18 protein-coding genes and 5 tRNA genes are annotated in these 22,677 nt (G+C 61.5%); 17 read left to right on the top strand and 6 right to left on the bottom strand.

Translation table 11 applies throughout. The features are described 5' to 3' along the window. Window positions 1–362 precede the first annotated feature (362 nt). The 9 genes from mreB to F8C90_RS09390 all read left to right on the top strand — a co-directional run bounded on the left by mreB (window position 363) and on the right by F8C90_RS09390 (window position 10,558). Window positions 363–1,418 (top strand): rod shape-determining protein, encoded by a 1,056-nt coding sequence (mreB, locus tag F8C90_RS09430; RefSeq protein ID WP_158050259.1) that lies wholly within the window; start codon window positions 363–365, stop codon window positions 1,416–1,418. 61 nt (window positions 1,419–1,479) lie between these two features. Continuing rightward, on the top strand, window positions 1,480–2,337 hold the full coding sequence (mreC, locus tag F8C90_RS09425; RefSeq protein WP_246155888.1) for a rod shape-determining protein MreC: 858 nt from the start codon (window positions 1,480–1,482) through the stop codon (window positions 2,335–2,337). Then, window positions 2,337–2,861 carry a rod shape-determining protein MreD gene (gene mreD, locus F8C90_RS09420; protein ID WP_158050257.1) on the top strand — a complete coding sequence of 175 codons (525 nt, stop codon included), beginning with the start codon at window positions 2,337–2,339 and terminating at the stop codon, window positions 2,859–2,861. The genes mreC and mreD overlap by 1 nt, the downstream gene beginning before the upstream one ends. A gap of 9 nt (window positions 2,862–2,870) precedes the next feature. Further along, on the top strand, window positions 2,871–5,048 hold the full coding sequence (gene mrdA / locus F8C90_RS09415; RefSeq protein ID WP_158050256.1) for a penicillin-binding protein 2: 2,178 nt from the start codon (window positions 2,871–2,873) through the stop codon (window positions 5,046–5,048). A 19-nt stretch (window positions 5,049–5,067) separates the two neighbouring features. Then, the gene (rodA, locus tag F8C90_RS09410; RefSeq protein ID WP_158050255.1) at window positions 5,068–6,288 is read left to right on the top strand and encodes a rod shape-determining protein RodA; all 1,221 of its coding nucleotides are present in this window, start codon (window positions 5,068–5,070) and stop codon (window positions 6,286–6,288) included. Further along, window positions 6,285–7,373, top strand: a complete 1,089-nt coding sequence (locus tag F8C90_RS09405; RefSeq protein ID WP_158050254.1) for a hypothetical protein — start codon at window positions 6,285–6,287, stop codon at window positions 7,371–7,373. The genes rodA and F8C90_RS09405 overlap by 4 nt, the downstream gene beginning before the upstream one ends. A 37-nt stretch (window positions 7,374–7,410) precedes the next feature. After that, complete coding sequence (locus F8C90_RS09400; protein WP_211361085.1) at window positions 7,411–9,552, top strand: TIGR03960 family B12-binding radical SAM protein; 2,142 nt, start codon at window positions 7,411–7,413, stop codon at window positions 9,550–9,552. Further along, window positions 9,549–10,286, top strand: a complete 738-nt coding sequence (locus F8C90_RS09395; RefSeq protein WP_158050253.1) for a TIGR03936 family radical SAM-associated protein — start codon at window positions 9,549–9,551, stop codon at window positions 10,284–10,286. Before F8C90_RS09400 ends, F8C90_RS09395 begins: the two co-directional genes overlap by 4 nt. A 198-nt stretch (window positions 10,287–10,484) precedes the next feature. Further along, window positions 10,485–10,558, top strand: a tRNA-Gly gene (locus tag F8C90_RS09390). Window positions 10,559–11,383: 825 nt separating this feature from the next. On the opposite strand, the gene F8C90_RS09385 is transcribed toward F8C90_RS09390, so the two are convergent. Continuing rightward, a complete protein-coding gene (locus tag F8C90_RS09385) occupies window positions 11,384–13,036 on the bottom strand; it encodes a vWA domain-containing protein (RefSeq protein ID WP_211361084.1) in 1,653 nt (550 codons plus the stop codon). Window positions 13,037–13,413: 377 nt separating this feature from the next. Here F8C90_RS09385 and F8C90_RS09380 point away from each other — a divergent pair. Then, window positions 13,414–13,490: transfer RNA gene (locus F8C90_RS09380), tRNA-Pro, on the top strand. Between the two features lie 18 nt (window positions 13,491–13,508). Continuing rightward, window positions 13,509–13,584, top strand: a tRNA-Arg gene (locus F8C90_RS09375). An 86-nt stretch (window positions 13,585–13,670) separates the two neighbouring features. Here the strand turns inward: F8C90_RS09375 and F8C90_RS09370 are convergent. The 4 genes from F8C90_RS09370 to murI form a co-directional block, all read right to left on the bottom strand. Further along, the gene (locus F8C90_RS09370) at window positions 13,671–13,850 is read right to left on the bottom strand and encodes a hypothetical protein (protein WP_158050252.1); all 180 of its coding nucleotides are present in this window, start codon (window positions 13,848–13,850) and stop codon (window positions 13,671–13,673) included. Window positions 13,851–14,195: 345 nt separating this feature from the next. Further along, window positions 14,196–14,363, bottom strand: coding sequence for a hypothetical protein (locus F8C90_RS10985; RefSeq protein WP_170264618.1), 168 nt, complete (start codon window positions 14,361–14,363; stop codon window positions 14,196–14,198). Window positions 14,364–14,864: 501 nt separating this feature from the next. After that, window positions 14,865–15,485, bottom strand: a complete 621-nt coding sequence (gene rdgB / locus F8C90_RS09365; protein WP_158050251.1) for an RdgB/HAM1 family non-canonical purine NTP pyrophosphatase — start codon at window positions 15,483–15,485, stop codon at window positions 14,865–14,867. Window positions 15,486–15,494: 9 nt separating this feature from the next. Continuing rightward, the gene (gene murI / locus F8C90_RS09360) at window positions 15,495–16,388 is read right to left on the bottom strand and encodes a glutamate racemase (RefSeq protein WP_158050250.1); all 894 of its coding nucleotides are present in this window, start codon (window positions 16,386–16,388) and stop codon (window positions 15,495–15,497) included. A gap of 248 nt (window positions 16,389–16,636) precedes the next feature. Here murI and F8C90_RS09355 point away from each other — a divergent pair. From F8C90_RS09355 to F8C90_RS09330, 6 genes are all read left to right on the top strand, one after another. Next, window positions 16,637–16,713 (top strand) — tRNA-Asp (locus F8C90_RS09355). A gap of 20 nt (window positions 16,714–16,733) precedes the next feature. Next, window positions 16,734–16,810 (top strand) — tRNA-Asp (locus F8C90_RS09350). Window positions 16,811–17,147: 337 nt separating this feature from the next. Beyond that, window positions 17,148–18,656, top strand: a complete 1,509-nt coding sequence (locus F8C90_RS09345; protein ID WP_158050249.1) for a DUF512 domain-containing protein — start codon at window positions 17,148–17,150, stop codon at window positions 18,654–18,656. Between the two features lie 6 nt (window positions 18,657–18,662). Next, the gene (der, locus tag F8C90_RS09340) at window positions 18,663–19,985 is read left to right on the top strand and encodes a ribosome biogenesis GTPase Der (protein WP_158050248.1); all 1,323 of its coding nucleotides are present in this window, start codon (window positions 18,663–18,665) and stop codon (window positions 19,983–19,985) included. Window positions 19,986–20,060: 75 nt separating this feature from the next. Further along, window positions 20,061–20,765, top strand: a complete 705-nt coding sequence (gene plsY / locus F8C90_RS09335) for a glycerol-3-phosphate 1-O-acyltransferase PlsY (protein WP_158050260.1) — start codon at window positions 20,061–20,063, stop codon at window positions 20,763–20,765. Between the two features lie 3 nt (window positions 20,766–20,768). Then, on the top strand, window positions 20,769–21,770 hold the full coding sequence (locus F8C90_RS09330) for an NAD(P)H-dependent glycerol-3-phosphate dehydrogenase (RefSeq protein ID WP_158050247.1): 1,002 nt from the start codon (window positions 20,769–20,771) through the stop codon (window positions 21,768–21,770). A 168-nt stretch (window positions 21,771–21,938) separates the two neighbouring features. Here F8C90_RS09330 and F8C90_RS09325 read toward each other — a convergent pair whose 3' ends face one another. Continuing rightward, complete coding sequence (locus F8C90_RS09325; protein ID WP_170264617.1) at window positions 21,939–22,472, bottom strand: GNAT family N-acetyltransferase; 534 nt, start codon at window positions 22,470–22,472, stop codon at window positions 21,939–21,941. Window positions 22,473–22,677 lie beyond the last annotated feature (205 nt).

The raw sequence follows: 22,677 nt of genomic DNA, 5'->3' as shown, positions 1-22,677 counted from the left end.
ACGATGCCTGATTATACCATACATAGCCATACAACGGCATATAAAGTCGTAAAAACTTGACAAAGAAAAAGCCCGTTGAACTGGGCGAACAATCTGGAGTCTATTCAGTTATGCTGCAAAAGTCGGGAAGATGGTGGCGGAAGGCGCCGCCGAGGCCGATATCCGCCTGCGGGTGGAAGAGCTCGTGCGAGCCTACGACCCCTGCCTCTCCTGCAGCGTTCACTAAAGGCGAAAGCTGGCTTCCGAGATGGGCGGGCGGGTCTGGTGATTGTGCCCCTCATGGATTTTCAATCAGGTGAAATGCTGTGTGATAAAATCAGTCGTTACTTGAAACAACTGTGACCTCAAGGGGTTTTGCTTTTATGTCGTTTATGGATTGGTTCTCGAATCTTACGGGCCAGATGGGCACCGACATGGCCATCGACCTTGGAACCGCGAACACGCTCGTCGCGATGACGGGCGAGGGCATCGTCATCAACGAGCCCTCGGTCGTCGCCATCGAGAAGAGCACCCATCGCGTTCTCGCCGTCGGCCACGAGGCGAAGAACATGATCAACCATACGCCCGAGGCGTTCTCCGCCGAGCATCCGCTCAAAGACGGCGTCATCGCCGACTACGACGTGACGGAGGCCATGCTCTCGGCGTTCATCAACAAGGCGGCGGTCCGCAAGTACCCGTGGCAGGCCAAGCCGCGCATTGTCATCTGCATTCCCTGCGGTGCCACGTCCGTCGAGAAGCGTGCCGTCTTCGAGGCTGCCATCCAGGCGGGCGCCCGCCAGGCGTACCTCATCGAAGAGCCGATGGCTGCGGCGATGGGCGCCGATTTGCCCGTCACCGAGCCGACAGGCTCCATGGTTGTCGACATCGGCGGCGGCACCACCGAGGTGGCCGTCATCTCCTTGGGCGGCATCGTGACGTCCTCGAGCCTTCGCCTTGCGGGCAACCGCATGGACGAGACGATCGCCATGCACTTGCGCGATTTGCTCGGCATCAAGATCGGCGAGCGCACGGCAGAGGTCATCAAGATCAAGATCGGCTCCATCCTGCCCTTCGAGGACGGGCGCGAGCGCGACATGATTATCTCCGGCCAGGACGTGCTCACCGAGCAGCCGAAGGAAGTCACCATCCAGTCTGAAGACGTGCGCCAGGCACTTCAGGCGCCGTGCGAGGAAATGGTCGTCCACATCAAGGAAACGTTCAAGAAGACGAACCCCGACCTGGCTTCCGACATCATCCAGAATGGCATCCTGCTCACGGGCGGCGGCGGTCTGCTTTCCGGCCTCGACCGTTATCTGTCCGATAAGCTCGAGATTCCCGTGTGGGTGAGCGAGACGGCGCTGACCAACGTCGTTACGGGCTGCCTGAAGGTGCTCGAGACGCCCACGGCGCTCAAACAGACGCTCATGCGTTCGAAATAGGTGCTGAACAGCTTTTATGTCGCTTAATTTCCAAAACAGAAACGGAGCATCCGCCAATCGGATGCTCCTTATCGTTCTGCTCGTTGTCTCCCTCGTGATGGCGACGGTGTATTCCCGCGAAGGGGAGTCGGGGCCTTTGCACGCGATTCAGGGTGCCGTGGGCTCGATCGCCGCGCCCCTGAAATTCGTCGGCGCCTCTGCTTCCTCGGGCATGAGCGATGCCCAGGATGCGCTCACCGACGCCTCCGCGGACGACGCGACGCTCTCGCAGCTGCGCGAGCAGAATGCCGAGCTGCGCGAACTCGTCGCCCAGACCGAGGAATACCGTCAGGAAGTCGAGCGCCTCGAGGGGCTTCTCGATCTCAAGGAGAGCTCGGGCGCTGAAGGCATCGGCGGCCGCATCATCGGGCGCAATACCGACGCGTGGAACCAAACGGTCACTATCGATGTGGGAACCTCCTCCGGTGTGTCGACGGGCCTTACCGTCATGGGGCCGAATGGCGTTATCGGGCAGGTGGTCTCGGCGCAGGCCAGCTCGTCGACGGTGCGCCTTTTGAGCGACCCGCGCTCGGGTGCGGCGGCGCTTATCCAATCGAGCCGTGCGGAAGGCGTGGTCAGAGGCTCGCTCGACGGCTTGCTCTACCTTGAGAACATCGACTCCGACGTGCAGGTCTCGGTGGGAGATGTCGTGCTTACGTCAGGCTTGGGCGGAAGCTATACTCGTGGGCTGCTCATCGGCACCGTCGTGAAGATCGAAGGCGCGCAAAACGACGCGAGCCGCCGCATCGTCGTCTCTCCCAACGACGCCGCGACGTCGCTTGAGGAGGTTCTCGTCGTCACGAGTGCTTCCGAGAGCTCGTCGGACTCCTCGTCTTCTTCGCAATCGAAATCGTCTTCGAGCACGGGAGGTGCGCAGTAATGAACGAACCGATCACCGTCGTGCCCCGCGTCATCGGCGCGATCATCGTCGTGGTGCTCCAAATTGCGCTCGCTCCTAACATCGCGCTTTTCGGTGTGGTCCCTAACTTTATCATGGCCTATGTGCTCATCGTGTCCATCGTCTGCCCCGACCAATCTGGCCCGGTCTTCGCGTTCGTCCTGGGTCTGCTGTTCGACCTTCTGGGCACGGGCCCTGTGGGGGCTATGGCATTTCTGCTCACCGGCGTGTCGTTTCTCGCGAAGCGCATCTTCATGCTGGTGAACAACGACACGCTCTTCATGCCGTTGCTGCTTGCCGCCATATCGACGCTCGTCATCGAGCTCCTCTATGCTGCGTTTATGATGGCCTTCGGCGCGGGCGTGAGCGCTCTCGATGCATTCGTCTTCCGCGCGCTGCCGGGCACCGTTTACAACTTCCTTGCGGCGCTTATCTTCTACCCGATCGTCGTGCGTTTCCTGGCGCAGCCGATTCAGCAGCAGCCTGGAACGCCGCATCTTCGCTAGGGGGCGCGCATGCTGGTAGCCATCATCGCAGCAGTGGTCGCAGCGCTCGTTGCGGCTGCGATCATCGTCGCCGTGCTCTCCGTGCGCAACCGCACGAAGACCCCTTACGCGAACAGCGGGAAGAAAGAGGTGCAGCAGCTCTCGACCGTCGGCGTCGGCTCGAGTGGGGGCTTCACTCGTGGCAAGGGCACCTCTTTCCGCCCCGAGTCCGACGTGCAGGTGAAAAGCGGCCATGCCAACTCGAAGAAGCCCGCTGACAGCTTGAAGGGTCGCTTCACGGGCGTCAGCATCTTCTCCGTCGCCGTCTTCGGAACCTTGGCGGCGAAGCTGTGGAGCATGCAGATCCTCTCGAGCGAAGACTACGCGAACAAGGCAGCGAGCAACCTCTATACCACGGTGTCGACGCCCGCACCGCGCGGCTATATCTACGACGCCGACGGCATCGCGCTCGTGAAGAACCGATCGAGCCAGACCGTCCTCGCCGATGCGGACGTGGTCGACGACCATGACGTCGTGGCCCGACTTTCGGCCGTCCTCGGTATTCCTCAGGCGATCGTGCGACAGCGCATCCAATCGACCACGGCGGGCGCGCAGAGCCAGCGCGTCGTGGCGAGCGATGTCCGCCTGCGCGATGTCGCCTTCATCGCCGAGCACTCCGACGCCTTCTCAGGCGTGACGGTGGAGACGCGTACGGTGCGCGATTATCCTTTCGGCGCCCTGTGCGCCCACGCTTTGGGCTACACGGGCACGCCGAGCGAGGACCAGGTTTCCAATGCGCCGTCCAACCGCGATATCCAATTGACCGACGACGTGGGCAAATCGGGCATCGAGAGCGCGTACGACAACCTGCTCGCGGGCGACCATGGACAGCGTGTTGTCACCGTCGATGCGCAGGGCAACGTCGTGGATGTGGTGAGCGAGACCAAGGCGACCCGCGGGTCGGACGTGTACCTGACGATTAAGGGCTCGGTCCAATACGCCGCCGACGAGGCGCTCGCGAGCCTTATCGCGCCTGGTGACGGCGTTATCGGTACGGGAAAGGGCGTCGGTGGTGCGGTCGTTGCCATGGACGTGCGCGACGGCAGCATCATCGCGCTGTCGAGCTATCCCACGTTCGACCCGACGAACTGGGTCGGAGGTCTTTCCACCGAGGCGAACAACGTCTACAACTCCGATTCTGCGCACGCGCCGCTCCAAAACCGCGTGACGGCGGGTCTTTATGCCGCTGCCTCCACCTTCAAGCCCTTCACCGGACTTGCCGGCTTGGAATACGGCTTCGCGGAAGGACGCTCGTGGGACTGCACGGGCAAGTGGGACGGCTTCAACACCGGATCGCCCCAGTGGTGCTGGAACCACAACGGCCACGGGTACCTCGACTTCCGCGGCGGCATCGTTAACTCGTGCGACGTCGTGTTCTACGACATCGCGAAGAACTTCTTCTACGCGTCGAAAAGCCAAGGCGGTAACCTGTCCGACACCGCCATCCAAGAGATGGTGCAGCGGTTCGACTTCGGGAAGAAAGCGGGCATCGACATCGGCGGCGAGGTCGAGGGGCTCGTGCCCACGCCCGAGTGGAAAGCGACGCGCTGGCGCAACGTTCCCGCGAACGCTACGTGGACGGGCGGCGACTATACCAATATGATCATCGGCCAGGGCGATGTGCAGGTCACGCCGATCCAGGTCGCGGCGGCCTATGGCGGCATCGCGACGGGCAAGATCATGAAGCCGCATCTGTTGAAGGAAGTGCGTAACGCCTCGGGCCAGACGGTCGTCAGCTACGAGCCCGAGGTCGTCACCGAGCCCGACGTCGACCAGCGGTATCTCGAAATCGTGCGCGACGCCCTTCGCGGCGTGGTCACCGAGAACGAGGGTATCGCGTCGCTGTTCGCCGAGTCGGGAATCAAGGCGGCGGGCAAGACCGGCACCGCCGAGCATACCGACAAGGGCGACGATGCGTGGTTTGTGTGCTATGCACCCTACGACGACCCGAAGTACGTGGTCGCGACCGTTATCGAGCAGGGCGGCGGCGGCTCGGCCGTGGCGGCTCCGGTGGGTGCGAAGGTGATGGAGGCGGTCATGGCTGCCGATGCAGGTAGCAACGACGCGTCCTCGATGGGCCGCATCGCTGGGTCTTCGGGCCGCCAGATCGAAGGCTTCAGCACCAAGAGCGCAAGCCGCTCCGACTAGGGAAGCGAGGTGGAATAGCATGGCATTGCCGCAGATAGACAGCTTGAAGACGCCCGACGCGTCGCTTTCGCGTGCAGCGAGCCCGCGCAGGGGGAGGCTCCCCCTGATAAACCTCCCCTTTGTTGCGATTATCGTACTGCTTGTGGGGTACGGCCTGCTTGTATGCTGGTCGTCCATCGAGGGGTCGAACGACACGACCTACAGCTTCACGCGCCAGCTTATCTTCGCTGCGGTGGGCGCTATCGTCATGATGCTCATGTGGCGGGTGGACTACCAACGGTTCGCGAACGCGGTCATGCCGCTGTTCATCTTGAATATTGCGCTCATCTTGTCCCCGCATATCCCCGGCATCGGCACCGACGCCGGCATGGGCGCCCAATCGTGGCTGAAGCTCGGTATCCAGGTTCAGCCGGGCGAGTTCGCGAAGATCACGATCATCCTCATGGATGCGGCGCTCGTGGCGCGCTATGGCGGCCACCTCGATGACCTGCGAGAATACCTGAAAGTCGTTTTCTTCATCTTGGTGCCTTTCTTGGCCATCATGACGCAACCCGACTTGGGCACGGGCCTTGTGTATCTTGCAATCGGCGCGATGGCGCTCGTTGCAGGCGGTGCGCGTTCGAAGTACCTGCTCATCACGCTGGCGCTGGGAATCGCGGCAATCGCGGCGGTGTTCGCGATTGACCAGCTCATCTACAACTCCACGGGCGAGTACAAGCTGCTCAAGCAGTACCAGCGCAACCGCCTGCTCGTGTTCCTCGACCAAGACGGCTCGAACACGTCGTCGTCGGGGTATAACCTCCAGCAGGCGAAGATCGCCATAGGCTCGGGCGGGCTTTTCGGGAAGGGCCTGCTCAATGCCACGCAGTCGGGGCACGGCTTTCTGCCCGAGGCGCAGACCGACTTCATCTTCTGCGTGCTTGCCGAGCAGTTCGGCTTCGTGGGGTCGATGGCCCTCCTCGCGCTCTACGGTGCGCTCATCTACGTGAGCATGCGCATCGCACGCAACTCGAACGACCTCTTCGGAACCTTGATAGTCATGTGCGTTGTCGGCATGTGGTTGTTCCAGATATTGGAGAATATCGGCATGGATTGCGGGCTTATGCCCATCACGGGTATCCCCCTGCCATTTGTGAGTTACGGTTCGACTGGCATGATCATGAGCTTCATGGCGCTGGGGCTTATCGGCTCGGTCTGGCGCGGTTCGAACATCGACAAGAAGAAAGAAGGGCGGCTATGAAACTTCCCATCGACCTTAAGGCGGTCATCGAGGCGGCGACCGACATCGAAAGCGCGCGCAACACCCCAGTGTCTGTGAGTGTGCTCATCGACGATTCGGCGCCGGGCGACGTCGCGGCGCATGTTCGCTCGGCCTTCGTCGGCGCGGGTGCACATGCTCGCGTGACCGTGGGGTATTTCGTGGGCCCCGCCTTCTCGCCTTACGAGGGCGCCGACATGGTGGTAATCGTCGCCGGCTTCTCCGAAGAAGTGGGCCGTCGAGCTGCGGAAATTCGCGCTGCGGGCGTTCCTGTGATGGTCGTGACGTCGATGCCGCGCCTTGTGGCCGACATGGCAAGCGCGTACGGCAACCCCATTCCCGAGGGCGACTTGGTCGCGCCCGAAGGCGTTGAAGGTTGCGAGGCCGAAAGCGACGCCGCCTGCAAGAGCGGGGATGTCGCGGGCGTGAACGCGCAGTCGCCCGAGATCCTCGACGCTCCGATTCCCATCGATGCCGCCGCAGCGGCAGCGCTCGATCGCCGGATGGGCGAGTGGGTTGTGGCGGCGTGCCGCGAGAAGCGCCTCGCCCTCGCGCTGTCGTTCCCGTTCGTGCGCAGGCCGCTCTCGCTCGAGGCCGTGAGCGCGACGTCGCTTCAGAATGCTGGCATCGGCCTCGTACTTTTCATTCCTGGCGCCGACATGCCGCTCATGACGCTCAACCAGGCGAAGATGCTGCTCCAGATTGCCGCCGCATACGGCGAACCCATGAGCGTCGCACGCGTGAAGGAGCTCGCCGCCATCGTCGGCGGCGCCTTCGCGTGTCGCAGCGTCGCCCGCCAGGTTGCGGGCGCGGTGCCTGCCATCGGCTGGGCCGTAAAGGCCGGCGTGGGCTATGCGGGCACGAAGGCGATGGGCCTTGCGGCCGTCGAGTACTTCGAACGCGGCGGTAACATCGCAGGTCTTGCGGGCGTCGTTTCCACGGCGACGGCGAAGGCGACGCAGATTGCGGGCGATGTCGCGGCCACTCCTGCGGGGGCTCGCGTGCTCTCGACCGTGAAGACGGCGGTTCGCCAAGGCGCCGCGTCGGTTCTCAAGAAGACTGAATAAGGGCCGCACCTGCGGTTTTGGATATCGAGGGGGATACATGATCGACTTGTGGCCGCGGCTTGAGCCGCTGCTTGCGCGCGTTGAGCGACCGGCGCGCTATCTCGACCACGAATGGGGAAGCACGCGCAAGGAGGGTGCGGACTTCAACTATTGCATGGTCTACCCGGACACCTACGAGCTCGGGCAGCCGAACCAGGCGGTCCGCATCCTCGTGAACGCGGTGAACGCGACTGAACATCTCGCTGCCGAGCGTGCGTTTCTGCCTGCGGTCGACCTGATCGACCTCATGCGCGAAGAGGGCGTCCCGATGTTCTCGCTCGAAAGCTGCGCTCCGCTTTCGGAATTCGATGCCATCGGTATCACGCTGCCGCATGAGCTCGCGGCGACCAATGTTCTCGAAGTGCTCGACCTGTCGGGCCTCCCCCTGCGTGCGGTCGATCGCGCGCAGGACGATTCGATTGTGCTTGGCGGCGGGCCCTGCGTCTTTAACCCCGAGCCCTATGCACCGTTCTTCGACGCGATGCTCATCGGCGAAGGCGAGGAGTCGCTGCCCGAGGCGCTGCTCTGCGTGCGCGAGTGCCGTCGTGCGGGTGCAACGCGTCAGGATATCCTTCGCTCGCTTGCAGCGCTTCCTGGATGCTACGTTCCCTCGCTGTATCGCGTGCGGGACGAGGAAGAGGCGCAGCGTGCGGGCTCATGGGTCGAGCCTGTGGAGCCGGGCGTTCCCGAACGTATCGAGAAACGCCTGTTCTCGGGCTTTTCGGAAAGCTCCGGGTGGGAGCCGTGCATCGTCCCTTACACCGAATGCGTGCATGATCGCCTCTCAGTCGAGGTGCTGCGCGGGTGCGCGCGCGGGTGCCGCTTCTGCCAGGCCGGCATGATGTATCGCCCGGTGCGCGAGCGTTCTGCCGACAACGTGGTGTCGTCGGTGCTCGAGGGTCTTGCCGACACCGGCTACGACGAGGTGAGCTTGACCTCGCTTTCTTCGACCGACCATTCCCAGATTGCCGATATCCTCACCAAGCTGAACCATGCCTGCGACGGCAAGGGTGTGCGCATCTCGCTTCCCTCCCAGCGTCTTGACTCGTTCGGCGTCGACATGGCCGAGCTTGTCGCGGGGCAGAAGAAGGGCGGTCTCACCTTCGCGCCCGAGGCGGGTACGCAGCGCCTGCGCGACGTGATCAACAAGAACGTGACGGAGGACGATTTGTTCGGGGCTATCGATGCCGCGTTCAAAGCGGGGTGGCGCCGCTGCAAGCTTTACTTTATGATCGGCCTGCCGACTGAGACCGACGAGGACATCAAGGGCATCGCGAGCCTTGTGCAGCGCGCCTACGACCGGGCGAAGGCCGCCGTGCCGCCCGAGCATCGTGGCAACGTGCGCGTGAGTGCGTCGGTCGCGCTGTTCGTCCCGAAGTCGCAAACGCCTTTCCAGTGGGACGGCCAGATTCCGCCCGAGGAGGCACTGCGCCGTGTGAACCTTCTGCGCAACAGCGTGAAGTACAAGGCGGTCGATATCCATTGGCACGATCCGGCGACAAGCTTCGTCGAGGCCGTTATGAGCCGCGGCGGGCGGCAGGCGGCCGACTGGGTGGAGGCCGCATGGCGCCGAGGGGCACGTTTCGATGCGTGGACCGAGCTCTTCTTGGAGGACGCCTGGCGGAGGGCTGCGTCCGACGTGGGAATCGATCCTGCGGAAATCGCGCAGGCGCAGTGGGATACTTCGCGCGTCATGCCGTGGGCGCACATTTCCACGGGCGTGACCACGCGCTACCTGGCGCTCGAGCGCAAGCGTGCGGCGGCGGAGACCACCACACCCGACTGCACTTTCGAGAAGTGCACGGGCTGCGGTGCGTGCCAGGCGCTCGATTGCGACAACATGCTTGCTGGCGTTCGCTCCACGCCGAGTGCGCTTGCCGCCGCGGCTGGAGAGACCGCGGCGGATGTGACGCCTGCTCAGGCTGCGCTGGCTGCTGAGGTGTCGGCCGAGGTTGCTGCGCAGGCCGAGGTCGGCGACGCGCCCGCGTCCGAGATTGCTCCTGCGGGGGCAGAAGCTGTCGGCGCGCCCTCATCTGCTGCGGCTTCTCCTGCTGCCGCTGAGGTATTGGGAAACGATAGTTCCGCGGAGGCGGCGAGCGACGAGCGCCCGCTTCCCGTGTCCGAAGGGGGTGCGCGATGAGCGAGCCGCAACAGGTATTTCGCCTTCGCTTGACGTTTGCCAAGCAGGGACGCCTCGCGATGCTGTCGCATCTGGAAGTCGCCCGTGCGCTTGAGCGCACTGTGCGCCGTGCGGGTTTGCCCTATGCGGTGAGCCAGGGCTTCTCGCCCCATATGCTCATTGCGTTCGGCGCGGCGCTGCCTGTCGGCGTCGGAGGGACGCACGAGATCGCCGACGTCCGCCTGACGCATTACGTTTCCGCTGACAAGGCGCTTTCTGCTCTGCAGGAGGCGAGTGTGGCCGACCTCATGGTGAAGGATTGTCGCTACATCGAGCCCAAGGCTGCTGCTGCGTCAGTCGCGTTTCCCGTGAGCACGTACCGGGCGCTTCTGTCGTGCACACCGGCAGTGCTCCCGCTGCCCGATGAGATTCACGTGGTGCGCAAGAAGAAGGAGAAGGTGCTGCATCCTGCCGAGTTCCTCGTGGGGGACTTCCAACTCACGGGTGCCGTTGCCACCTTCAAGTTGGAGGCGAAGCCGACAGGTAGCTTACGTCCGGACTTGCTTTTGCGCGAGGCGGTCGACAACTACAATTTGGCTGCTTCGGGGGAGATTGTCCAGGGCGTGACCTGGGTGGAGAACGCAGTGGCCCCGGAGGCGATGATTGCGAAGAAGGCCGAGCGCGGGCTCGATTTGCCCTGCTGCGATGGTGATGCGCTTCGCATCCTGAACATCACGCGAATCGCGCAGGAGTAGGGGAGCGCGTTGCAGGTTGCCAAGCACTGAGCGCGACGATGGCTGTCGGGCTGGGGTGCGCTCAGTTTGCGATGTCGGGCTGGTTGCATTGAGGGAAAGCCGTTTCGCGCACGGTATCGCGTATGGGCAAATTGCTTCTTCGGGAAAAGTTTCGCCGCAATGGGGCAACTTGCGGTACAATAGCTAGCGCTGCAAATCGCGGGTGTGGTTCAATGGTAGAACTTCAGCCTTCCAAGCTGATAACGCGGGTTCGATTCCCGTCACCCGCTCCATGAAACACCAGGCCAGAGGTCTAAGTCTCTGGCCTTTTTTAGTCCAGCGGACAGTCTCAATAATAAATTGCGAAATTGTTTTCGGTCGCCTCGGTATGCTGTTAATTGCTTGGCGCGGCGCTGTTGCTTTTGCCTTTGGGCAAACGTATGGTTCGCCTGCGATTTAATAGAATCATGCACTTGCTCGTAGGGATGCGAACTTGTCGATAATCCTCGCTCGATCTGCTTCTGTACAAAAATGACGATAAGTTATGGAGGAATAGTGAATATAGCTCTCAAAGCGTCTAGAGTGTACCGAAAATGTCGCAGTTAGAGCATGGCTGAGATTAGTTACTCCACATTTGTATTGTCTTTGGGGAGTGATACACAGCTCCTTCACAACATATCGTCATTTTTGTACACGACCTCTTGCGGTCGGGGGCTTCGTTGTTCGCTTTCGTCGATTTCCGTGCTCCTGCTCCTTCAGGCAAAAGGTATCGACGAATTTCGGCCCGAGGGTGCGAGGGCGGCTGGGCGGTCTCGGTGATTTTCCGCCTCTGGCAAAGCGGCGCGAGTTCGAGTGTGTCGGGCTGAACGAATTCACGCTCTTGCGTCAGCTTGTCTTACGTGGCGGACTGGCGAGTTTCCTTCTCGATTTTTGGCAGCTGAGCCAGGATATGGTCGTCATTTCTTCCGAGTAGAGAAAAACGTCCCAGTGAGGGGCTTATTCTTGGGGTGAAACAATCGAGGCGAAGCTGCGTGCGCAACTTCGCCTCGAAAACATTTCAGTGGTGCCGCTCTTGCTTGCGGCGTGGCTCATGCGTGGATGGCTGCCCGATAACGCCCTTAATTGCGACGACGCTTCAGGGCGGTGGCGATCACGCAAGCGCTTGCACCCGCAACGAGCAGGCATCCCATGCCAATCGCGAATGCCTCATCGCCCGTCTTCGCTAGAGCGGTCTTTGCTCCCGGCTTGTTGGTGGCCGCTCCGTTGTCGGAAGGCTTATCGGTAGCGCCGGGTTGCGGAGCCGGATCGGGCTTGGCAACCGTGTAGTCGACGGTGGGAACTGGGAACTCGTATGCCTCGCCAGCCACGCCGTTGCCGTCAATCGGATGGAGCACCGCGCTCTCGTTGACCTTGAGGGTGTGGGTGCCGGGCTCGGTGGGCTTATTCACCAGCAGCTCGCTGTATTCCAGCACGACGGGCCTGCTCGGCGCGGCAGCCTCGTTCAGCGTGAGGATGAGCTTCTCATTTTCCCCAGCCTGGTACTTCAGGGTGAAGCGGTACGTGCCGTCGCTCTTCTTACCGAAACCGTAGGTCGTGGCGTCGATCTTCTCAGGTGAGAGCTTTTCGTCATTGGCGGTGAGGCTGATCTTGGCGGGGTCGTTGATGAAGTCGAAGTTGGCGCCAATAGTATCTTCAACCGTCGAACCTGCGGCGATCTTGTCCACGAGCTTGGCCTTGAGCTTGTCGAAATCGGTGTTGAGTTCGCCGTTATTTGAATTCCTGACGAGGTACTTCAGGAAGTACGAACCATCGAAGTCGGCTTCGTTCTTGTAGTAGACGTTCATGTCATAGCCGGCATTGACCATCGACTGGAACGTGTCGTCCGTGCTCCAGAACGCGACGTCGATGTTGCACGGCGCGGTCACGTCGACGGGGATGGGGTTTGTGGTGCCGGTATTGGCGGCGTCGTCGGTGTATTCGTAATCGTACTGAGCCCAGTTCTTCTCGGAGTTCTCGTACTGGTCGCGATAATAGTCGAGATACTGACCGAGCTTCTCGGAACTCTCCTTGGCCTGCGAGAAAATGAAGTTCGATCCGTCGGAGAACTTCTTCCAGGCGTTATTGGTATGGTACTCGCGGGACTCCCACTCCCAGATGCCACCCATCATGTTTCTGCCGCCCTCAACGCTGCCGAACGACCTGGTGTACGGTTTGGCGAAGTCGCCGCCCTTGCAGTAAAGGTAGGTTGCGCCGTCGCTAATCAGGATGACGTGCTTGTTCTCGGCCTTAACGGCGGTGTCCGCGTCGAGGATGCTCTTTGCGGCAAGAAGGCCGGCGTGCATGTTAGTACCATGGCGAACGCTGGAGTTCATCGCGGTCAGGATGTCATCATAGCCCGTGACGACGTCCGTCAGCGGCTGCTGGATGTTACCGACCTTGTTGAAGAGGACGACGCCGACCTTGATGTTGAGACCGTCGGCCTTTGCCTTCTGGTTAATCTCCTCAAGAAATGCCTTGGCCTGTTTGAAGATGTCCGTCTGCGCGGAAGCGCCGGACTTGTCCAGCACGAACACAACGTCGGCAGGCTCTGCCTCGCGCTGACCGGGGAAGGAAAGAGTGACCTTAGTTTCGAGGTTCTCGTCGAGTGCGGTCGCAGCCTTGACGTTTTGCGTTAGCGCTGTGGACTGGTCCGTTGCGCCAACTACCTCGTCAGCAGTGGCTGGGGGGGGGTAATCACTGATACCCCAAACGTCAAGGCTGCGACCGCGCAAACTGCCACGGTGCGTCTGAGTCCCTCTAGTAGCTTTCTTGGATATCTCATGGTGTCCGCCTCCCTTTCCCCGGCAAGAATGAGATTTTCAAAGAGTGTTCGCAATCTCATTCCGATGGAATTGCTGAGCGCAATTACTAACAGTGTGCTCAGTATAACCCGTCATGTGATATTTGACGTAAAAAAATGTGGTGCGTATATGCGAATGGTTGTGATGGTCTTGGTGAATCGGGTTGAAAGTGGTAAAGGACGCGCGAATTTCGTTAGGGGACGATGCTCGTAAGGTGGGTGCAGCGGGGAAGGGCAGAGGCTGATCGCTCGCAAAGTCTTCCTGCAGATTTCGATTCTTCTGCTATAATCGATGCCGCTGTGCAGCGTCGGGATGTGGCGCAGTTTGGTAGCGCGCCTGCTTTGGGAGCAGGATGTCGCAGGTTCGAATCCTGTCATCCCGACCATTCGATTGCCCGCCATGTGCGCCCATGGCTCAACGGATAGAGCATCGGACTTCTAATCCGACGGTTGCAGGTTCGAGTCCTGCTGGGCGCGCCAGATTTTCCCAGTTCATCGGCCTGATTCGGCTACTCTTTTCCCTTGTCGTTTAGCCCAATTTCGGGCTTTGGTCACAATGCCTCGGCCTAGGCGGTTTTCGCGGCCTTCTCGGGGTGCTCCATGACGGCGGCTAGCAGGTCCGCGGCCTGCTTGTCGTTGCCCGGCATGGCGTGCGCGTACCAGTTGAGCGTTATGCTGGCGTCCGCATGGCCGCAGTGACTGATGGTTTTCGGATGCTCGAAGGCGGACGCTGGGGCGGTAGCCATGCGAGGTTGCGCGTGCGGCGGTCGGCGTGTATCATACGGGGTGCGGTGCCCCGGCCTATCGGGCGGCATCGTGCGTAGATTACCCGGCTAGCTTTCCTAGGGCACGCCGGGTTTTTCTTTGCCTAAATGCTGTTTACTTGTTTCGGCCAAGGCCGACGATACCGATTACCACCGTGAAAATCGCACAAAGCGCCAAAACCGTGTTCGTATCCATCGGCAACACCTCCAATCATCCCGGAAATGCCGCCCAACAAGCAAAGCACCGCGAGGGGCATTATACGCGAATGCCGCCCCGCGGAAGGATGCGAGGGCATGGGAAGGCCCCGCCGAGGCGGAGCCTTCCCGTCAGTAGCAGGCGTTAGGGTCGGGTACGTGGTTCGACGGCTCGCCTCTCCTAACGCACTCCATGATATATTCGGGGTCTTTGACGCAGTACGGCGGCTTTTCCCCGAAAGCGACCTCGTAAGCTTCTACGGCCTTCTTGTACTCCTCCGTTACTTGGATCTGGGCCATACCCCTCCCTCCTCCGTATGTGCCTGCACCCGCTGATGGGGCCTTGTTGGCGGCTCTGCCGTGCATGTCGCGATGCGGCCGTACAGCTCGCCGCTCAAGTCCCTTGCCGTCCTCTTTGAGCTTGTCCAGCAGCGTTATGGGTGCCGCAAAGGATTGCCCCTCGATCGTGCTGCCAAGCTGCATATCGTACTAGTACATAATTGCAGGTTAGACGGGCGTAACGATGCGCGGACATACGCTGTTGCATCCAGAAAATGCGTCTTCTAATCCGACGGTTGCAGGTTCGAGTCCTGCTGGGCGCGCCATTTCTTTGTGCAGGTAAGCAGCTCTTTCCTTGCGAAAACAAGCGGTTCGCTAAAATTTGGGACTTATTAAAATGCGCCACTCGCGTGTCGTTTGCGAATGGCGCATTTCTTCACTTCCGATGATAGCCCAGGCAATTCGTGCAGGAAAACAAGGCGCATGTCGTGAGGCTTGCGGCCTGTAGTCCTGCCGGCGCCGCTACCTCGACAGCTTTTCGCGTAGCTCAACAAGGGCATTCCCGCGATGCGAGATGGCGTTCTTCTCCTCGGGCAGGGCCTCTGCCAACGTTCGTTTGAAGTCGAATACCTCGGCTAAGAAGAGCGGATCGTAGCCGAAGCCGTGCTCTCCGCGCTCCTCGTGCCCGATGCGGCCTTCCACCGTGCCATGCGCATCCGTCTCGTCGCCGTTCTCATCCAAAAAGACAAGCGTGCACACAAAGCGCGCCGTTCGCTCTTCATCGGGGGTTTCGCCCAGCTCGCGCAGCAGCTTCGCGTTGTTCGCGGCGTCGTCGCCATGCTCGCCGGCGTAGCGTGAGGAGAACACGCCCGGCGCGCCGTCGAGCGCATCGACCTCGAGCCCCGAGTCGTCCGCAAGCACGGCGACGGGATGCCCGAGCGCTTCTTTCGCGGCTTCCCAAGCTGCCTTCGCCTTGATGCGCGCGTTGCCGAGGAAGCTGTCGGCGTCCTCGGCGGGGTCGGAGTCGATGTGCGCCTCTTTGAGCGTGCGGAACTCCCATCCTGGGAAATCGAGAGCGTGGGCGATTTCCTCCGCTTTGTGGGCGTTGTTGCTCGCAATGATGACAGTTTTCGGGTTTGACATGGGGTTTCCTTACGGTAAATCGACGTGGTTGACCTGACCGATAGCGTGTCCGAAGGCGCGGCCGCCGAAGCGCTCGAAGCCCTCGATGTCGGTGCCAGTCGTGTTGAACTCGTGATGCGCGACGGCGTCGGGGCTGGCAAGCTCTCCGCGGCGGGCGAGTATCTCCGCCACGTCGATCGCGGTTTCGTGAGCGGACGAGATAAGTGTGACATCGCGTCCGATTACGCCTCCGATAAGCGCTTTCAGCAGAGGGAAATGCGTGCATCCCAGCACGAGCGTGTCGATTTCGCAACGGCGCAGCGGGTCGAGGTAGTCCTGCGCGATTTCCTGGAACGCAGGGCGGATGTAGACTTTCGACGCGAGTGAGGTGAACTCCTCGATGGGGCCTTCCGCCATCTTGATGCCTTGCTCAGCGATATCGACGAAGCGCGGTGTTGCCGTGGAGAAGACGGTGATGCCGGCGTCGATGTGACGAATCGCCTTGGTGTAGGCGTCGGATTCCACCGTTGCCTTCGTGGCGATGACCCCCACGCGGCGGTTCTTCGTTGCGTGGGCGGCGGCACGTGCACCTGGCTCGACCACGCCGATCACGGGTACGGGCAGCGTTTGCTGTGCGTGGGAAAGACCCGCCGCAGTCGCCGTGTTGCAGGCAATCACTATCATTTTCACGCCGCGGCTCACGAGCCACGACCCGATTTGCTGCACGAATCCGTCGACCTCGGAAAGGGGTCTGGGACCGTAGGGGCCTCGCGCGGAATCGCCCAGGTAGATGAGGGATTCGTTCGGCAGCTTCTTCGCGATGTCGCGCGCGACGGTAAGCCCGCCGAATCCGGAGTCGAAGATGCCGATGGGCGCATCGCTTGTGCGGGTGAGAATGGGTTGGGTGTTCGCTGTGGGTTCCATGCCTGGAAGTATACCCCAGCTGTTCGAGCGTGCTCGGTGCACCACAATATGACCAACGGCTTGTTCGTGGAGTGCGCGCAGGGGTCCGCGAGCGGGCGTTCGCGGGTCGGGCGTGGGGTGTGCCGTTGGGCGAGGCTGCGGGGAGGGGCGTGCCGAAGGGCAGTCGCGGGTCGCGATTGGCAAAAAGTTAAAAAAAGGGCTTGCGCACATTTGGAGGCTAGTGTATTCTAATCAGGCTGCTGAAGCACGGGGTGTTAGCTCAGTTGGTTAGAGCGCCGGCCTGTCACGTCGGAGGTCGCGAGTTCAAGTCTCGTACATCCCGCCATTTTCTTCAGTTGCCCGAATGGGGTGTTAGCTCAGTTGGTTAGAGCGCCGGCCTGTCACGTCGGAGGTCGCGAGTTCAAGTCTCGTACATCCCGCCATTCGAATTCCAAAGCCCGCGAAAGCGGGCTTTTTTGTTGCGTGTGCGGCGAAATGATGGCGATACGAAGAATTGCAATTTCGTCTAGGCAATTATTGTGCGACTGCAACCTGAATTTTCATTGCACGTCATTGCGTATCTGCCCGCTTTCAGCTTGCGTGCTTTGAATGAGGTTGTTCCCGCGCTGCCGATTCTCGTTTAGCATAGAGCAGTTACCGAAGGAGCAGGCAACGTCGAAGGACCATGGGGCAGGCGCATTAGGAGCAGGCAGCTTCGGGAAAGGCGTCGGGCGCTCTAGGGCCAGGCGTCTTACGACATAGCGGGAAAGGAATGCGCGGGTGGCGGTATACCCCTCGAAAGATATCGATCGCGAAGCTGCGGGCAATGCGCGCACGGCAGGTTCGCGTGCGAGCAAAAAGCTCCCGCCCCGCGCCGAAATTGCGTTCGTTGCCCCCGAAAGCCCTGCCGACGACGCAGGGTTCGAACCCGGCTGCTTCATCACCACGGTCGACGGCGAGCCGGTGCACGACCTGATCGACTGGCGCTGGCTTTCTGCCGAAGACGAGATTACGGTGGGATACATCGACCTCGACGGCGAGGCGGGGGAGGTCGAGCTTTTCCGCGACGAGGGCGAGGACTGGGGCTTCGAGTTCGACGGCGTGGTGTTCGACGGCGTGAAGCAGTGCCGCAACGCCTGCATCTTCTGCTTTATGCGCCAGCTCCCCGATGACATGCGGGCGTCCCTCACGCTGCGCGACGACGACTTCCGTCTGAGCTTCCTCGCGGGCACGTTCGTCACCTTCACGAACCTCTCCGCCGAAGACGAGGCGCGCATTATCGAGCAGCATATCAGCCCCCTGCGCGTGTCGCTGCACGCCTCGAACCCCGAGGTCCGCCGCCGCATCATCGGCAAGCACGCCGCCCATGGCATCGAGGTGCTCGACCGTCTGCTCGCTGCCGGCATCGAATTCCACGCGCAAATCGTTCTCATGCCCGACGAGAACGATGGGGAAGTGCTGCGCGAGACGCTCGGGTGGGCTTACGCGCGGCCGGGGATCCTCGACGTCTGCATCGTTCCGCTCGGGTTCACCAAACATCAGACGTGCTTCACGAAAAGCTTCGACGACCCCGACGCCGCCTATCGCGCGATGGAGGTTATAAAGCCTGTTCAGAAACGCGCCCTCGCCGAGCGGGGGACCCTTTGGGCCTTCGCTGCCGACGAGTTCTACTGCAACGCCTATGGCGACGCGTTGCTCGAGCATCTTCCGCCCGCCAGCTGCTACGGCGAGTTCGAGATGTTCGAGGACGGTGTGGGAATCGTGCGCTCGTTCGCCGATGATTGGCAGCGAGCCGTGGAATCGGGCGCGGACGCCGTTTGCGCGCAAGCGCTTCGCAAGTTCAACGTTGTCGCGCGCCTGGTGTTCGGTTACGCTACGCGCGGGTTCGCGGCGCGCCTTGTGGGGGAAAGCGCCGTGGCGGGACTTGCGAGCCCGCTGTTCGTGAAAAACGACTTCTTCGGCGGAAACGTTGACGTGACGGGGCTTCTCTGCGGCTGCGATATCGTGCGTGCGATTCGAGATGCCGCCTTGGGGGAGGGGCCGCTTGACGAGCCAGCCTCACTCGAAGACGCCGACTCGCCCGCTCCGAGCGACTCGCCGCTCGCCCTCTTCTGCATCCCGCGCGTCGTATTCAACGATGACGGGGTGACGCTCGACGACATGACGCTTGCGGATATCGAAAAAGCCACAGGTGCGCATGTGGCCGTGGTATCCTGTAACGGTTCGGAATTTTTACCGGAAATCGCCCGCCTGGCCGCTGATTTGCGCGCCAAGAGCTTTGAAGGATAGACCAATATGGCATTACCAATCGTTGCGGTCGTAGGCCGCCCGAACGTGGGCAAATCCACGTTCGTCAATCGAATCGCCGAGGCCGATGAGGCTATCGTGCACGAGATGCGCGGCGTCACGCGCGACCGTTCGTACCACAAGGCCGACTGGAACGGCATCGAGTTCAAGCTGATCGACACCGGCGGCATCGAGATGGGCACCGAGGACCAGTTCCAGGGCTCCATCCGCTCGCAGGCGTTTGAGGCGACCAACGAGGCCGACGTGATCGTCTTCATCGTGGACGGCAAGACCGGCATCAACGCCGATGACGAGGAGGTTGCGCGCATCTTGCGCAAGACTTCCAAGCCGGTTCTGCTCGCAGTCAACAAGCTCGACACCCCCAACAAGCTCGATGAGCTGTGGGAATTCTATCAGCTAGGCCTGGGCGACCCGTTCCCCATCTCCGCCACGCACGGTCATGGCACGGGCGATTTGCTCGACGAGGTAGTCGATCACCTGCGCAAAGTCGATTGCAGCTTCGAGGATGAAGAAGACGACGAGGACATCATCAACGTCGCCATCATCGGCCGCCCGAATGCGGGCAAGTCCTCGCTCACCAACCGCCTCACCAACAACGACCGCTCCATCGTCTCGGACGTGGCGGGCACCACGCGCGACGCCATCGATACGGTGGTTGTTCACGACGGCAAGAAGTACCGCATCGTTGACACAGCGGGCCTGCGCCGCAAAAGCCAGATCGACGAGGACGTGGAGTACTACGGCTTCGTCCGCGCGATGCGCGCCATCGACCGCGCCGACGTCGCGCTGCTCGTGATTGACGGCTCGATCGGTCTGACCGACCAGGACCAGCGCGTGGCGGGCTTTGCGGCCGAGCGCGGATGTGCCATGATCATCGTGCTGAACAAATGGGATCTCGTGGAGGGCCCCGAGGCGAAAGCCGAGGTCCGCGAGCGCATCGAGGACCGCATGACCTTCGTTGGCTATGCGCCCGTCGTCGCCACCTGCGCACTCACGGGCAAGAAGGTCGACCGCATCTGGGACGCTGTCGACAAGGCCTACGCCGGTTTCAGCCAGACGATTTCCACCAACAAGCTCAACTCGTGGCTGTCTTCCATCCGCGAGACCGGGCATACGGTGTCGCAGGGCAAGGCAGTGCTGCGCATGAAGTATGTCACGCAGACGGGCACCTGCCCGCCGCATTTCACGGTGTTCGTGAACCGTCCGGATCTGGTGACCGACAACTACGAGCGCTTCCTGGAGAACCGCCTGCGCAAGACGTTCGATTTGGAGGGCACGCCCATCCGCCTCAAGTTCAAGAAGAAGGATTAGCCGCCGCCTATGTCCTATCCTGAATCGCCCTGGTCATACACGGATTTCTCGTTCCTTGCGGCCATCGCTTTGGGCATGGGTGCCATCATCTGTGTCGTCAGTCTTGCAAAGGAGTTTGTTTTGGTCGCGCTTGCGCTGCTTGTCGTCGTTTGCTTCCTACTCGGGTCGATTCCCTGGGGAGTCATCATCTCGAAGTCGGTGTTCCATACCGACATCCGCGAGCACGGCAGCGGCAACATCGGGACCACCAACGCCATGCGCACCATGGGCAAGAAGGGCGGTGTCGCGGTGTTCGTGCTCGATTTTGGCAAGGGCCTGCTCTCGGGCCTGATTGCCCTTTTCGTGCTGGCGGCGTTCATCCCGGGCGCCGGCGTGGCGGCCGATTCGCCGGTGAGCGCTTCTACGGTAGTGGCGCTTGCCTTCCTTTGCTGCACGCTCGGGCATATCTTCAGCCCCTGGCTCAAGTTCAAGGGCGGTAAGGGGATTGCGGTCGCGGTTGGCTGCCTGTTCGTGACCTTCGGCGTGATGGGCGCGCTTTTGGAGATTGCCGTCTTCGCCGTGGTGGTCGCCATCTCGCGATTCGTGTCGGCGGGCTCGCTCGCGGCGGCGATCGTGAGCCCGATTTTTGCTGCATACTACTTCCTCTTCCAGGCATTCGACCCGATTGCATGGGTGCTGTGCCTGGTCACTGCACTCGTTGTTATTTGGGCGCATCGCGGCAACATCCATCGCCTCGCAACGGGGACCGAGCGCCGCATCGGAGACAAGGCAAAGGAGTAGCGCATGAAGGTTTCGGTTATCGGCGCGGGCTCTTGGGGCACCGCGCTTTCGCAGGTGCTTGCGAACAACGGCCATAACGTGGGGCTTTGGGCGCGCAAGCCCGAAGTGGTGAAGGCGATCAACTCCGAGCACAGGAACCCTCGCTACCTAAGCGATGTCGAGCTGAATCCCGACGTCGTTGCCACACTTTCGTATCGCGATACGTTGCTGCGTGCACGCGCGGCCGTTATCGTGACGCCCTCGACGCTCGTGCGCGGGGCGGCGCGCGCCTTAGCCGACGTGGTCGACTCCGACTTTCCCGTCATCGTCTGCTCGAAGGGCATCGAGGAGGGCAGCGGGCTTCTCCCCATCGATATCCTCGACGCCGAGATGGGCAACCGCAGCCGATTCGCCGTGCTTTCGGGGCCCAACCACGCCGAGGAAGTGGTGCGCGGCGTTCCCGCTGCCACGGTTATCGCGAGCGAATCGCCTGATACGGCGGCGTTTTTCCAGGAGCTGTTCGCGTGCGAGTCGTTCCGTGCCTATACGAGCGAGGACGCGTGCGGGGTGGAGCTGTGCGCCGCTTTCAAGAACGTAGTCGCGATTGCCGTTGGCATGTCCTACGGGCTTGGGTTCGGCGATAACACCGCGGCGCTCCTCGTGTCGCGCGGCCTGGCCGAAATGAGCCGGCTCGTGGTGGCGTGCGGTGGCAACGCGATCACCTGCATGGGGCTTGCGGGCACGGGGGACATGGTGGCCACATGCATGTCTCACCATTCGCGCAACCGCACGTTCGGCGAGATGCTTGCAGCTGGCAAGACGCTCGATGATTTCACCGTCGAGACGCACATGGTCGCCGAGGGCGCTAACGCATGCCGCAACGTGAAGGTGCTCGCCGACCGCTACGGCGTCGATCTGCCTATCGCTGACGCAGTCCGCTCCGTGGTGTGGGAGGGTGCTGACCCGAAATCGCTCGCTCGTGATTTGACGAGCCGTTCGTTGAAGCCTGAATTCTACGGAATCTAACTTATTTTCCCGTTTATTTGCGGTCGAAGCTGCCGCGGTGAAGCCCCTATGCGTGACGGGTCATCGTTCGGTTGCCTCGTTTGGCAACGGGCGACATGCCGTGGGCTCGGTTGGTTTTGCTTGCTGTACTCATCACGCAGACAGGTGCCGGTTGCTATGCGGGTGCGCTTACACGAGCTTCTCGAATGCGATCCGTTGCGCTCCCGCATCGTTTCCCTCCACTAGGGTGATGACGCCGCATAAGCTGAATCCGGCTTTACGGAGGGCACGCTGCATGGGCTTGTTGTCGGCATGAGTGTCGATGCGGACCGAGGCAAGCCCCATCTGAGCGGCTTTGTCGCACGCGAAGTTGAGCATCGTTCCCGCGATGCCTCTGCCCTTTGCCTCCGCGGCCACGCCTACGCGATGCACTGCGGCGTATTTCGCCTCGGGCGTGAGCCATGCGCCGTCTATTTCGCCGTATGAGGGCTCCGGGTCGCGCGTCTCGGCGTTGGTGACAAGGGCGAACATTCCCACAATCGTTCCCTCGTCGGTTTCCGCCACGTACGCGAAGCCTTCGTCGACATCCGCCTCCCAGCATGCGCGGTTGGGGTAGCCGTCTTGCCACTGATCGATACCCATGTTCCGCATGGCTGCCTTCGCCGCCTCGCAGATCTCGTCCATACGCTCAACGTCGGAATGGGTTGCCGGTCGAATAATCATGCGCTCCCTCTCTCGCATATGATGCTCCGATGATGATACCAGCTGGCGCGACTTGTAGGACGAGCCGTTAAGCGGCCGTTTCCCTTGCCTTGTCAAACGGAGGGGGAGACCTGCCAGAAATCGGCTGGTTTTCATCATCTGGAAGCTGTCTCTTATAAAAATCTGACGCAGCCTGCCGACGACCCTGTGCAGATACCGGCTGTCG

This window comes from Ellagibacter isourolithinifaciens, assembly GCF_008831035.1.
Taxonomy (GTDB): domain Bacteria; phylum Actinomycetota; class Coriobacteriia; order Coriobacteriales; family Eggerthellaceae; genus Ellagibacter; species Ellagibacter isourolithinifaciens.
This window is presented reverse-complemented; position numbering and strand designations above follow the sequence as displayed.